This window comes from Chitinophaga sp. RAB17 (assembly GCF_052114225.1).
Classification (GTDB): Bacteria; Bacteroidota; Bacteroidia; order Chitinophagales; family Chitinophagaceae; genus Chitinophaga.
Map to the genome: position 1 here is coordinate 122,050 of NZ_JBFREI010000008.1, position 14,328 is coordinate 136,377.

General features: G+C 45.8%; 10 protein-coding genes. 8 read left to right on the forward strand and 2 right to left on the reverse strand.

Annotated elements, in window-relative coordinates; translation table 11 throughout:
• Window positions 1-9 precede the first annotated feature (9 nt).
• The gene (locus AB4Z08_RS24520) at window positions 10-1,560 is read right to left on the reverse strand and encodes an SUMF1/EgtB/PvdO family nonheme iron enzyme (RefSeq protein ID WP_331972568.1); all 1,551 of its coding nucleotides are present in this window, start codon (window positions 1,558-1,560) and stop codon (window positions 10-12) included.
• 153 nt (window positions 1,561-1,713) lie between these two features.
• Here AB4Z08_RS24520 and porU point away from each other — a divergent pair, with 153 nt between their 5' ends.
• The 8 genes from porU (at window position 1,714) to AB4Z08_RS24560 (ending at window position 13,192) form a co-directional block, all read left to right on the forward strand.
• Complete coding sequence (porU, locus tag AB4Z08_RS24525; RefSeq protein WP_441576427.1) at window positions 1,714-5,121, forward strand: type IX secretion system sortase PorU; 3,408 nt, start codon at window positions 1,714-1,716, stop codon at window positions 5,119-5,121.
• A gap of 105 nt (window positions 5,122-5,226) precedes the next feature.
• A complete protein-coding gene (gene porV, locus AB4Z08_RS24530; protein ID WP_441576428.1) occupies window positions 5,227-6,402 on the forward strand; it encodes a type IX secretion system outer membrane channel protein PorV in 1,176 nt (391 codons plus the stop codon).
• Between the two features lie 129 nt (window positions 6,403-6,531).
• On the forward strand, window positions 6,532-7,020 hold the full coding sequence (ispF, locus tag AB4Z08_RS24535) for a 2-C-methyl-D-erythritol 2,4-cyclodiphosphate synthase (protein WP_441576429.1): 489 nt from the start codon (window positions 6,532-6,534) through the stop codon (window positions 7,018-7,020).
• Window positions 7,021-7,125: 105 nt separating this feature from the next.
• Window positions 7,126-7,569, forward strand: a complete 444-nt coding sequence (gene dut / locus AB4Z08_RS24540; protein WP_441576430.1) for a dUTP diphosphatase — start codon at window positions 7,126-7,128, stop codon at window positions 7,567-7,569.
• Window positions 7,570-7,572: 3 nt separating this feature from the next.
• Window positions 7,573-9,309 carry a tetratricopeptide repeat protein gene (locus tag AB4Z08_RS24545; RefSeq protein ID WP_441576431.1) on the forward strand — a complete coding sequence of 579 codons (1,737 nt, stop codon included), beginning with the start codon at window positions 7,573-7,575 and terminating at the stop codon, window positions 9,307-9,309.
• A gap of 26 nt (window positions 9,310-9,335) precedes the next feature.
• Complete coding sequence (locus tag AB4Z08_RS24550; RefSeq protein ID WP_441576432.1) at window positions 9,336-10,172, forward strand: DUF4292 domain-containing protein; 837 nt, start codon at window positions 9,336-9,338, stop codon at window positions 10,170-10,172.
• Between the two features lie 90 nt (window positions 10,173-10,262).
• Window positions 10,263-11,717 (forward strand): murein hydrolase activator EnvC family protein, encoded by a 1,455-nt coding sequence (locus tag AB4Z08_RS24555; protein ID WP_441576433.1) that lies wholly within the window; start codon window positions 10,263-10,265, stop codon window positions 11,715-11,717.
• An 89-nt stretch (window positions 11,718-11,806) separates the two neighbouring features.
• Window positions 11,807-13,192: a murein hydrolase activator EnvC family protein gene (locus AB4Z08_RS24560; RefSeq protein WP_441576434.1), complete on the forward strand. Its 1,386-nt coding sequence runs from the start codon at window positions 11,807-11,809 to the stop codon at window positions 13,190-13,192.
• Here AB4Z08_RS24560 and bshA read toward each other — a convergent pair.
• A complete protein-coding gene (gene bshA / locus AB4Z08_RS24565; RefSeq protein WP_441576435.1) occupies window positions 13,189-14,328 on the reverse strand; it encodes an N-acetyl-alpha-D-glucosaminyl L-malate synthase BshA in 1,140 nt (379 codons plus the stop codon). The genes AB4Z08_RS24560 and bshA overlap by 4 nt on opposite strands.

Sequence of the window (14,328 nt, forward strand, 5' to 3'; positions counted from 1 at the left end):
TTTAAACTGTTATCTCTTTTGACGCTGTTTCTTGAACAGGTTACCGGTTTTAAACTTATTACCTTCAGGGCTACCTACACGATCCATGGCGCAACGGAAACCTACGGTGTTAGTGGCCATATCTTCCTGCATGTAACGGCGGGTACCAGGTGAAAGCCAGTAAGCGCGGTCATTCCAGCTACCACCCTTGATCACGTGTGATTTATCGTTGATCAGCGTAGTAACGCCGTAACCATATTCCACCTGTGAAAGGGAGTCACCATCCAGGTAGTTGATTACATCACCTTTCTGGTAGTTAAGACGGTTGGCACTTTCTTCGTCTGTTACATCACGCATTTTCAGGTGACCGAGACTATCTTTTTCCAGTTCTTTATTTTCATTCTGGTAAACAGTCTGGAACTTGTTACCACGGAAGTAGTTAAAGTCTTCCCCATCGATCGGGTTCAGAGGTCTGTAAACGTCCAGTACCCATTCTGCTACGTTACCTGACATGTTATAGATGCCAAACGTATTAGGGTAGAAGGAGCGGATAGGACCTGGAATGGAAGCACGGTCATTCAAACCACCGGCCACACCCATGTTATCACCGGAACCACGTTTGAAGTTGGCCAGGAACTGACCCTGCATGGTACCGCGGCGGATATCACGTAATCCGCTGGTGTTGGTACCCCAGGAATATACCTGTTTGTTCATGATCAGCTCTTCCCCGTGTTTGCCTTCTTTTTTGGAAGGGCCAGGGTTCTGACCAATATAACCCAGTGCGGCGTATTCCCATTCTGCTTCTGTTGGGAGGCGGTAGTTTGGTAACATTACACCATCTTCAAAGGCAGCATTGCGGGGAGTTCCGTCTGCGTTTTTAAATTGATTTTTGGCACTTTTAGACAACTTGCCGGGAGTACCTTCGTACAAACCAGCGGTGTATGACTTGGTGTCAAAAGTATTGTCGTCTGACTGGTTACCGACATCTGCTTTGGACAGCAGGCCTTTATCCATCAGCAACTTTTCGTTTACACGGTTGGAACGCCATTTACAATAGTCGGTTGCCTGTTTCCAGGTAACACCTACTACCGGATAGTCGTTGTAGGCCGGGTGGCGGAAATAATATTCTACCAATGGTTCGTTGTAAGCCAGTTCACTACGCCATACCAGGGTATCGGGCAGTGCATTGCGGTAAACATCCGGGAATGACTCGCCGTAAACGCGGTTCAACCAGTAAAGATATTCACGATAATGTACGTTGGCTACTTCAGATTCATCAATGTAGAAAGAGGAAACAGTGATACGACGTGGAATATTGTTCCAGTCGCCCATTACATCCTGCTCCGTTGCTCCCATCGCAAAGGTACCACCTTGTACAAAAACAAGGCCCGGGCCCGTTTGCTGGGCAACGTTTTTAGCTACGCTGAAACCGCCCATTTTCTGGTCGTTGTAGTTCCAGCCCGTAGCGGAAGAAGATTCCTTCTTCTTACCGAAAAGTCCCCCGCCGTCTTTATGACAGGCACTCATGGATAGCATTACGCTGGTACCTACGAGCAATGATAAAGAGGTTAATCTACGCATGCGATACAGCTTTAGTCTAGTATATTTACAGTAAACGCAAATGTACTCTTTTTTATTTTATGGCGAAAAAAATTAATTTGTAATTTGCTGCCATTCGTCCCTGCTGATAAAGGGTTTTCTACATCAACCGGTCGAAAAACTGCGATTAAGATAATGAAACTCAATTATATTTTTATCGGGATGTTCCTGATTTTTTTGCTGCGGCAACCCGAAATATATGCCCAAAGCAGTATTCGTCAATATAAAAAAAACTCCGCCCTGGCAGCCGGGAGCTGGTATAAGTTGTCGATCACCGATCCCGGGGTCTATAAAATAGATGTTGCCTTCCTGAAAAGTATGGGTATCAATACCCAGCAGCTACCGGTTACTGCCATCCGGCTGTTTGGTAATGGTGGACAAATGCTGGGGGAGCCCAACAACACCCCACGGTACGACGATTTGCCGGAAGTAGCCATGTATGCGCAAGATGGAGGAGATGGCGTACTGGACGGAAATGACTACCTGCTTTTTTATGCCCCTGGTCCACATTGCTGGTCGTATAATATGGTCTCCCGGACATTTACCCACCAACGTAATCTTTATTCAGATGCTTCTTTTTATTATATAACAGTGGGGGGAGAAGGATTACGGGTACAGGCAGATAATAACCCGCCGGCAACCGGTACTCCCGAATATGCTTTCACGTATCGTGCGTTTTATGAACGCGATAGCTTTAACTTCCTGGGCAGTGGCAAACAGTGGTGGGGAACGGAATTCAGTAAGGTGTTGGGGTTATCCCGCAGCTATCGCTTTACGCTGCCGGCGGCACCGGCAGGACCAGTTACATTGAGTATGCGTGCAGCTGCCCGCAGTGGTGGTGGATGTAATTTTAATGCCACCGTGAATAATGCAACAGCGGTCAGCAATTTATACCTGCTGCCCGTAACAGATAATATTTTTGAAGGCGTAGCTACTGCTGCGGCTGCCTCCGGCAGCGCTAATGCGTCCCAGGCGCAGCTGGATATAGGCGTGGAGCTCGCCCCCAATAATATTAATGACCGGGGATGGCTGGACTACCTGGAAGTACAGGCGCCCTGTCCGCTGGTAATGCCGGCAGGAGGCATGCTCGATTTTCGTAGTGCACTTTACGCAGGTAGCGGGCAAAACAGTCGCTTTGCACTCCATAACGCTGATGTGCAAACGAAAATATGGGATGTCACTGATCCGGTAAAGCCCGTGGCCGTCAAGTATCAGCCACAGGGCGATTCCCTGCTTTTTACCGGAAAGAATGAGCGCCTGCATGAATACATTGCTTTCTACGACAAGGCTGCATTGTTGCCTGTATTTGCAGGCCAGGTGCCTAATCAGGATCTGCATGGGAATGGCGCCGCAGATATGATCATTGTTACCACCACCGCATTAAAGGGGCCTGCAGAAAGACTGGCTGCCATGCACCGTTCACTGGATCAGTTATCGGTACAGGTAACTACCATTGACCAGGTATATAATGAATTTGCTTCTGGTACGCCCGATCCCACCGCCATCCGGGACTATGTAAAAATGTTTTATGACCGGGGACCCGCACCCCGCTACCTCCTGTTGTTTGGAGCGGCCTCGTATGATTATCAGCAGCGTATAAAGAATAATACCAATGATGTTCCCTCCTGGCAAAGTGAAGCCTCTCTGGATGCTATCCGCTCCTACGTATCAGATGATTATTTCGGAATACTGAAGGATGGGGGAGATATTACCCAAACCAGTGTACCTGATCGGCTGGATATAGGAATAGGGCGTATTCCGGCGCGCAATGTAAGTGAAGCTGCTTTGGCTGTAGATAAGATAATACGGTACCGGCAACCGGCAGCCTTTGGGCCCTGGCGTAACCAGGTGGCCGTACTGGCAGACGATGAAGACGATAACCTGCACCTGGAGGATGCCGAAAAAATGGCCACGGTCATCGCAGGTAATGCCCCCATATTGAATACAGAAAAGATTTACCTGGATGCTTATCCGCAGGAAACAAGTTCAGGGGGCGCTACTTATCCCGAGGTGAATACGGCTATTGCCAATCGGATCAACAAGGGTACGCTGGTGCTGAATTATTCGGGTCATGGCAGCAATTCCCGCCTGGCAGCTGAAAATATTATGGACGCCAACAGCATTGCTGCCTGGCATAACGATAATAAATTACCCCTGTTTATCACTGCTACCTGCGACTTTGCACCTTACGATGATCCGGGAATAACTTCGTTGGGGCATAAAATACTATTGCAGCAGTCCGGAGGCGCTATTGCGCTGATGACCACTACCCGCGCAGTTTTTGCGGCTTCCAATCAGCTCATGAATGCCAATTACCTGAAAGTGGCTTTTACCCCTGCAGCCAATGGGAAGATGCCTGCACTGGGAACGGCCGCTATGCAGGCTAAAAATGTTACTTACAATACCTCTGCGGATGCAGTCAATAATCGTAAATTTCAGCTGCTGGGGGATCCGGCATTAACGCTGGCATTTCCGGCTTATAAAGTAATCACAGATTCTATGAATGGAGTAGTACCGACGGGCATAGATACACTGAAAGGGTTAGGCACCTATACTATCAGGGGGCATATTGCTGATGCGCGGGGGAATGCTGTAACTGACTATAACGGTGTCCTCTATACGACTATATATGACCAGCCCACACTGCAGAAAACGAGGGGCAATGATGCCGGGAGCAGTGTAGAAGGGTATAAGGTACAGCGTAATGTTTTGTTTCATGGAACACAAACAGTAGCAGCAGGCAAGTTTTCCCTTACATTTGTGGCTCCCCGCGATATTCGCGAAGGCACCGGAAAGGGGAAGATCAGCTATTATACCAGCAATGATCAGCTGGATGGAAATGGTTATTTTGATAATTTTACGACCGGTGGAATCATTGCGGGACCTATAGCTGACATAACAGGACCTGCTATAAACGCCTGGCTGGATAACCGCCAGTTCAGAAGCGGAGATATAACCGGCCCGGATCCTATGCTGATCATCGATCTGGCAGACAGTAGTGGTATCAATATGTCAGGGAATAATGATAATCATAGTATTATAGCAATTCTGGATAGTACTGGATATATTGTATTAAATGATTATTTTGAGTCATCTTTGAACAGTTACAAAAAAGGGAATATATTGTTCCCTTTGAATGGTTTGTTAGCAGGAGAACATAGGATAACAATTAAAGCATGGGATACCTACAACAATGCTGCTACCACTACTATTTATTTTAAAGTAACTGAACAGGAAGTGCTGGCAGTAGAAGAGGTGAGGAACTATCCGAACCCTTTCCATGATGGAACACGTTTCACCTTCCTGCATAATCAGCAGGGAGAGGAACTACAGCTAACATTACAGGTATTTACAGTAGCAGGAAGTTTGGTAAAAACAATGCGTAGTACAATAATTTCCACAGCCGGTCGTTATGATGGCATGCCCTGGGACGGACGTAGTGATTCGGGAGCAAAGTTACCCCCGGGAGTATATGTTTACAGATTAACAATCAGAACCACGAAAAGAACTAAAATAAAGGGCGGTAAGCTGGTGTTATTATAGCCTATGCAAGGAAGATAATTTTTGCCATTATCCCAATTAAACCCCTTTCTGTATTATATTAATAAATAAGATTATTTTTACATCCTTATCAAATACAAAATCTGCATGATCCGAAAGGTAACAATGGGCCTCGTGTTCATTTACGGCACTTTCATAAGTTTTAAATCCTCAGCGCAAATTTCTACGGGGCAAATTGATGGTCGTTCAGTACCTATTAACACCGCTGTACCTTTTTTGCGCATTACACCGGATGCACGCAGTGGAGCCATGGGGGACGTGGGGTTGGGAACTTCTGCAGATGCCTATTCCATATATAGCAATCTTGCCAAGCTGCCATTTGCCGAAAAGAGCGCTGGTCTTGCAGTTACTTATACTCCCTGGTTAAAAGAACTGGTGAACGATGTGTTTCTGGCCAGCCTGAATGGTTATACCAAACTGGATGAGCAACAGGCCATTTCCGGATCCCTGCGTTATTTTTCGCTGGGCACCATTGCTTTCACCGACAGAGACGGAAATCCCATCCAGGATTTTCATGCCCGTGAATTTGCATTGGATGCAGGTTATGCCCGTAAGTTGTCAGAACACTTTTCTATTGGGTTAACCGGGCATTTTATTTATTCCAACCTGGCCAACGGGCAATCTGTGGATGGTGTTCAGGTGAAAGCCGCTAAGGCATTTGCTGTGGACTTATCCGGGTTCTATACCAAGGATTTTGAGAAATCAGATGGCCTGGTGAATAAATTAAACATTGGGATGGCCATTTCCAATATGGGTACCAAAATTTCTTACCTGAGCTCTGCACAGGAAAAAGATTTTATACCCACCAACCTGGGGATTGGTACTGCCTACACCATCGCCCTGGATGAAACCAATCAGTTAACATTTGCCCTGGATATTAATAAATTACTGGTGCCTACGCCGGATTCTGCTGGAAAATATAAAAGCAAGAGCTCACTGGAAGGAATGTTCAGTTCCTTTGGAGATGCGCCGGGAGGATTTAAGGAAGAATTGCAGGAACTGATGTATTCCGTGGGTATGGAATACTGGTATAACCAGCAGTTTGCAGTAAGAGCAGGCTATTTCAATGAAAATAAGAATAAGGGCAATCGTAAGTATTTTACCGCCGGTATCGGGGTGAAATATGACATCTTCGGCCTGAATTTTTCTTACCTCGTGCCTTCAGGATCTGGTATTCAACGTAATCCGCTGTCCAATACACTGCGGTTTACCCTGACTTTTGACCTGGGGCCAAGAGATGAGGATTCCCGTACAGGCTGGTAATGAACATTTTGTCTTTTATTTAACTAAATAATTAACTGGTTAAACGGTTGAATCCCTCCGCCAAACGGGGGGATTTTTATATTTATTGCCTTACCTTGCGGATTGGCAAATGATTAAATTATTACAAATATGAGTAGGATACGTATTGGACTGGGGGTAGATTTTCATCAGCTGGTAGAAGGTCGTGAATTCTGGCTGGGCGGTGTACTGGTACCTCATCATAAAGGAGCGCTGGGACACAGTGATGCCGATGTGCTGTTACATGCTATCTGTGATGCTATGTTGGGTGCACTTTCCTTAGGTGATATCGGGGTACATTTTCCGGACACGGATAATGCCTATAAGAACATCGACAGTAAGATATTATTAGCCCGTTGTGCACAACTGATTGGGGAAAAAGGGTACCAGGTGGTAAACGTAGACAGTACCCTCTGTTTGGAGGCGCCTAAAATAAAACCATACGTAGCGGCTATGCAGGCCGTGATTGCAGAAACCCTGCATATCGGTATCGAAGACGTATCTGTGAAGGCTACCACTACCGAAAAACTAGGCTTCGTAGGCCGCGAGGAAGGCGTTACAGCACACGCTGTAGTATTGCTGGAGCATATTACCCAATAGAATTACAAATTACGAATTACGGGATTGTGTGATTATCTTCTCGTTTATTATCCCGGGTGAATTCGTAATGCCTAATTCGTAATTATTTTAAAATATCTTTGTTCAATGGCGGATATTATAGTGAAAATCATCAATAAGTCTGGTAATGAATTACCGGCTTATGCAACGGCAGATGCGGCAGGAATGGACCTCCGCGCACATTTGGAAACAGCAGTTACATTACAGTCACTGGAAAGGATGCTGATCCCTACTGGTTTATTCATGGAATTACCAGCAGGACATGAAGCACAAATCCGTCCCCGTAGCGGTCTGGCTATCAAACAGGGATTAACCCTGCTGAATACACCCGGCACTATAGATGCCGACTACCGCGGAGAGATTAAAATCATTATGATCAACTTATCCAACGAACCGCAAACCATACAACCCGGCGATCGTATTGCCCAAATGATCATCGCCCCTTTTGTACAGGCGGTAATAGAACCGGTAACTGTGCTCACTGAAACAGTAAGAGGCGTAGGTGGTTTTGGACATACCGGTAAATCCTGATAAATGCGGATATACTTCACCGTTATAGGGCTGGCAGGTATTTTATTAATGGGGGCGTGTAGTGGTGCCAGGCAATCTGCATCACGTGGCAACACTTCCGTTAAGAATGCTGCTGTGCTTTCACAGCGGGCAGATAGCCTTTTCTTTGCTGCTCAGCGATCTAAAATGCTGGGCGACTATCGCACGGCTATTACCCAGTATGCTGACTATCTGCGGCTGAATAAAAATAATGCTACCGTTAATTACGAATTGGCCCGTCTCTTCATAGAAGTACAAAACGCCGGCAACGCACTCATTTTTGCCCGTCGTGCGGCAGCGCTGGATCCTGAAAACCATTGGTTCCAGGTAACCCTGGCTGATGCATATGCAGTGAATGAAAAGTTCGACAGCGCCGCTTTCGTTTTCGAAGGACTCACCAATAAGTATCCTGATAACGAAGACTATCTCTACAACAAGGGAGTACTACTGGCAAAAGCCAATAAAGCGGCATCTGCACTGGCTGCATTTAACCAGCTGGAAAGTAAAGTAGGGGTAGTCGAAGAACTCATCTACCAAAAACAAAAACTGTTGCTCAAAATGAGCATGGTAGATGAAGCCGCAGCGGAAATAAAAAAACTCATTAACCAGGAGCCGCAGGAAATCAGGTACTACTACCTGCTGGCAGAAATATATGATGCCAACGATCGTATTGCAGATGCGGCAGACGTATACCATACTATCCTCACAAAAGATCCGGACAATCCGAGAGCATTGATTGCATTAGCTTCTTACGCAAAGAAGAATAATGATATCAACACTTATTGGGCAAATCTCACCAAAGCATTTGCCAATCCGGGTTATAGCATCGATGAAAAAGTAGCTTATGTGTATCCTTATCTCCAGATGATGAACACAGATACTACCAAGCTGGAAGAAGGTCTGCATCTTACGTCCCTGATTATTAAAGCACACCCGAAAGACGCCAAAGCATACGCCTTACGCGGTGATATGTTTTCGCAGGCCGATATGCTCGACAGCGCAGAAGCCAGCTATAAAAAGGCCCTGAGCCTGGATGATACCCGCTTCTCTGTCTGGTATCAACTGATGTGGATTTACTCCCGTAAAGAAGACCCTACTGCTTTGCTGACACTCAGCAATAACGTGACCACCAAATTCCCGAAAGAATTTATGGGCTATTACTTTAAAGGTGTAGCCAGTTTTCTTTTGCAACAATATTCTAATGCGATTAATTCTTTGAATGCCGCATTGGAAATCGGTAACGGCGAGAAGAAATTCCTGGGAGATATTTATTCTCTGCTGGGTGATTCTTACCATGCTACCGGACAACACCGTCAATCAGACAGCAGCTACGAAAAGGCACTGGTACTCCGGCCTAAAGATGCGCTGATCATGAACAATTACAGCTATTACCTCTCTTTACGGGGTGAAAACCTGGATAGAGCCGCTGAATTGTCAAAACAATCCCTGGATCTGGAACCGGAAAGTCCAACCTACATGGATACTTACGCCTGGATTCTTTTCCGGCAGGAAAAGTTTGGAGAAGCAAAACAGTGGATCGAAAAAGCACTACAATATCCGGAAGCACAGAAAAACCCGAATGTATTGGAGCATTACGGGGATATCCTGTTTAATCTGAAAGAAGTAACAAAAGCAGTAGAGTACTGGCAGATGGCGAAAGACAAAGGAGCATCCTCTGTAGACCTCGCCCGTAAGATCGCTGAAAAAAGATATATTCAATAAGCTTTTAGCTATAAGTTCATCGCTCAATGAAGAGAAAAACCATCGTCACACTTTTAATTGTAACCATAGGCCTGGGTATGGTGGCCTGCCGCCATCCCAAAAAACTGGCTCGTAGTTCCTTCCCAGCCGCTGATACCAGTAAGGTAACAGTGGTAAAAGACAGTTCATCTAACGAGGAACTGGCCCGGTTTACCAGCGATATGCTGAAGGGAATACATGCCAATCATATCGACTTTAATACTTTTTCCGGCAAAATGAAGCTGGCATTTGAAACAGATAAGAAAAGCCATAATAATCTGAATGCTACTTTTCGTATAAAAAAAGATAGCATCATCTGGATATCTATTTCGGCTCCGATTGTAGATGAAGTGATAAGGGCAGTGATTACGCCGGATAGCCTTAAAATGTATAATCGTCTGGATAAACAATTATTTCTCCGGAAGATGTCTGACGCAGAGGACCTGCTGAATATACCATTTGATTTTCAGACCCTGCAGGATATGCTCATTGGGAATCCGGTATATCTGACAGACTCTGTATACCAGGTGGTGAAAACACCTTCTATTATTTCGTTCAGTTGTAATCATTCAAAGTTTGTAAGCCTGTTTAATGTGTTTGCAGATGATTATGGATTACAACAGAGCAAAGTGATGGATAAGGATAGCGCCAGCGTCGTAAAGCGCTCCTGCGAACTTACCTATGGAGATTATACCAAAGTAGCCGGGCGTAAATTCCCTACTACCCGCCGTATATATGTGGAAGAGAAAAATGTAACGAAAGTAGCGCTGGATTTTACGCGCTATGATTTTGATATCCCACTCAGTTTTCCGTTTAGTATGCCATCGAGCTATAAACGCATGTAAAATGGCAACTGAGTAAATGTCATCTTCATTAAACTAATAAACGTTGTATATTTATTTAATTTGCAGTTACTAAAATCAGTCATGTTGTATTTGAAGAAGATTATCCCGTTGATGTTGATGCTATGGTTAATGCCAGCCATGTTGGTTGCCCAGAATAATGGGCAACAGCAGCAATCGCGGGAGGAACTGGAGCGAAGAAAAAAGGAGCTGCAAAGAGAAATAGATGAGGCAAATGAACAACTGAAGGAAACCAAGAAATCTACCAGAGAAAGTCTTGGCCAACTTCGTGCACTGCGTGATAAAATTACGCTGCGTTCCCGGCTGATCAACAATATCAATGAAGAAATAAACTTTATCAACGGCGATATCAACTCCGCATACCGGGATGTAAAAACCCTGCAGAAAGACCTGGATACCCTGAAAGCACAATATGCACTCCTGGTGGTATATGCTTATAAGAATCGCTCTTCCTATGATATGCTGAACTTCGTGTTTTCTGCCCAGAGTTTTAATGATGCAGTGAAACGCTTCCAGTATTTAAAGCAATACCGCGAATACCGCCGCAGACAGGCAGATAACATTGTGAGCACACAGGATCAGTTAAATCAGAAAATACAGAACCTGGAATCACAACGGGTAAAACGTTCCGATGCACTTAAAACAGAACAGGAGCAAAGAACTACCCTGGAAGTAGATAAGAAAGAAAAAGATGAAGTCTTAAATAAACTGAAGGGCCGTGAAAAAGAGTTGATAACAGATATCAACCAGCGTAATAAAGATGCCCAGAAAGTACAGGTGGCTATCAGGGCGGTAATCCGTAAAGAAATTGAAGATGCCCGCCGTAAAGCTATAGAGGAAGAAACAGCCCGCCGTAAGGCCGCAGAAGAAAAACGCAGACGGGATGAAGAGGCACGTAAAGCCGCTGCACTCGCTGCCGCGGAAAAAGCCAGAGCTGCCGCCGCTGCCGCTGCTGCAAACAATAACAATAATACGGCTAACAATACCCCTGCCCCAGCGCCGGAAAAACCTGCCCCAGCTCCGGTTAAAACACCAGAGCCGACCCCGGAACCGGAAAAAACTACCCGTACTGAAAACGTACTGGAAGCAACACCGGAAGCACTGGCATTGTCAGAAAGTTTTGAAGCTAACCGTGGTAAACTCCCGTGGCCGGTAGATGCCGGTAATATCATCGAACATTTTGGTATTCACCAACACGCCGTAATGGAACATATCCAGGTACCTTCAGATGGTATTGTGATTGCTACCAACAAAGGCGGCGCCGTGAAATCCATCTTCGATGGTGAAGTGAAATCTGTAGTGGTAATGCCAGGCTCTGGATATGTAATTATTATCCGTCATGGACAATACTTCACTACCTATGTACGTTTGCAAACTACCCGGGTGAAGAAAGGTGATAATGTTAAAACCGGTCAGGTAATAGGTACTGCCAGCACCAATGATATTGAAAACACCGGTGAGGTGGAACTGCAAATATGGAAAGGTATTACCAAACAGAATCCTGAGCAGTGGATCCGGAGAAGATAATTTAACTGAAACTGAAACTATAAGAGATAAAAGCTGAAAGCATTTGATGATGCTTTCAGCTTTGCGCTTACTAACCAAATGCATTTTTTTTGAGAAAGTTGATCCCTCTTTTGATGGCTCTATGGCTATTGCCTGCGCTGTTGTATGCACAGCGGGGTGACAGACAATCGCGCACGGCACTGGAGAACCGTAAGCAGGAACTGTTGAAAGAAATAGAAGAAGCCAATAGAGCCCTGCAGCAAACAAAAAAATCTACCCGCCAGAACCTTAGTCTGCAGCGGGAACTGCAAGATAAGATCGCCTCCCGCAATGCGCAGATCGTAAATATTAACAAAGAAATCAGCTTAATTGAAGGAGACATCAGCAGTACTAACGATAACGTACAAACGCTGGAGAAAGAAGTCGATTCCCTGCGGGCCCGTTATGCGCAACTGGTAGTGTATGCCTATAAAACCCGTGATTCCTATGATGTATTGAGCTTCTTTTTCTCCGCTACCAGCTTTAATGATGCACTGCGCCGTTATCAATACCTGCAGCAATACCGGGAAAACAGGCGAAAACAGGCAGAAAACCTACTGTCTACCAAAGCGTTACTGGGACAAAAGTTGGTGGTATTACAGGAACAGCGGGCACAGAAAGCGGGCGCATTACATACAGAACAGCAACAGCGGGTAACCCTTATTGCTGATAAAAAGGAAACAGATCAAACTATTGCCCAGCTGAAAGACCAGGAGCAGGAACTACAGCAGCATATCAATAAAAGCAAGGCAGAAGCCCGGCAGGTAGACCAGGCCATCCAGGATGCCATCCGGCGAGAAATTGCAGCTGCACAGAAAAAAGCCGCCGCACAGGCACTGGCAAGGAAAAAGGCCGCCGATGCGAAACGTAAACAACAGCGGGAGCTGGCGGCAGCCCGTAGAAAAGCGGCGCTGGAAGCAGCCAGAAAAGCACATAAAAAGCCACCTGCAAAACCGGTAGAGGAGAAGGAAGAAGAGGAAGAGGATGTTCCGGTAGCGAAGGCCTCCAGCGAAGATGTGCTGGTAGCTACGCCGGAAGCATTATCGCTGTCGCGCGACTTTGAAGCCAACCGTGGCCGTTTACCATGGCCGGTGGAAGCTGGTCGTATTACCGGGCATTTCGGCACCGGAAGAGTAGGTAAAATTGAAGTAGATCATAACGGCATTATCATCGCTACAGCAAGAGGTGCTGCGGTAAAAGCCATTTTTGACGGAGAAGTAATTATGGTATTTATGGTACCAGGCGCAGGGTATATGGTTACCCTACGCCATGGAAAATATTTTACCAATTATGTGAGATTACTGGATGTACGTGTTAGCAAAGGTGCTAATGTAAAACGTGGTCAAACACTGGGCGCTGCCGCCTCCGGGCCTGGTAGTAATACCGGTGAGATAGAATTACAGATATACCGGAATATGGTGAAACAGAATCCTGAAAAATGGATCCGTTCCCGTTAAAGCAATTGTACCTGTTTTAGCAATACTTCTTCGTATAAAGCCTCGTATTGAGGAATGATATTATCTATATGAAAGCGTTGGGCCTGTTCCAGCGCACCTTTCCGTACATGTGCCAGCAATGTTTCGTCTGTCAGCAACTTGATGGCGTGAGCAGCCATACCTTCCACATCGCCTACATTACTCATGTAGCCTGTCTGGCCGGGGATGTTGATCTCAGGTAAACCACCTGCATTGGAAGATATCACAGGCACTTGTGCAGCCATGGCTTCCAGCGCCGCCAAACCGAAGCTCTCATATTCTGATGGCAGCAGGAACAGGTCACTGATAGACATCACATCTTCCAGTTGCTCCTGTTTTCCTACAAATCTTACATCTTCGCAAATACCGAGTTCCCGGCAAAGACATTCAATAGAAGGTCTGTCCGGACCATCACCTACCAGCAGTAATTTGGCAGGTAATTCTTTGCGTACCAGGGCAAATATTTTCACAACATCAGGCACCCGCTTCACTTTACGGAAGTTGGATACATGCAGTAATATTTTTTCACCGTTAGGTGCTATTGCTTGTCTGAAATGAGGCAGTTCCCGGCGGCTGAAACGCTGGGTATCCACAAAGTTGTAGATCACCGTGATATCCTTTTCTATAGGGAAGGACTTGTAGGTTTCATCCCGCAGGTTTTCAGATACGGCGGTAATAGCATCTGATTCATTGATGGAAAAGGTAACTACCGGCTCGTAGGTCTTATCCTTACCCACCAGGGTAATGTCAGTACCGTGCAAAGTGGTGATAAAGGGAACCGTTCTGCCATGTTTTTTCACGATTTGCTTCGCCATATATGCCGTAGAGGCATGTGGAATGGCATAATGTACGTGCAGCAGATCCAGTTTCTGGTTAATGATCACATCCACCATGGTGCTGCTTAGGGCAGACTCATAGGGAGGGAAGTCGAAAAGTGGATATGTGGGAACCTGTACTTCGTGATAATATATATTAGCGTGAAACGCGTTAAGCCTTACCGGCTGTTGATATGTGATAAAGTGGACCATGTGGCCTTTGTCTGCCAGAGCTTTACCCAGCTCGGTGGCCAGCACCCCACTACCACCGTAAGTAGGGTAACATACTATTCCTATGCGCAT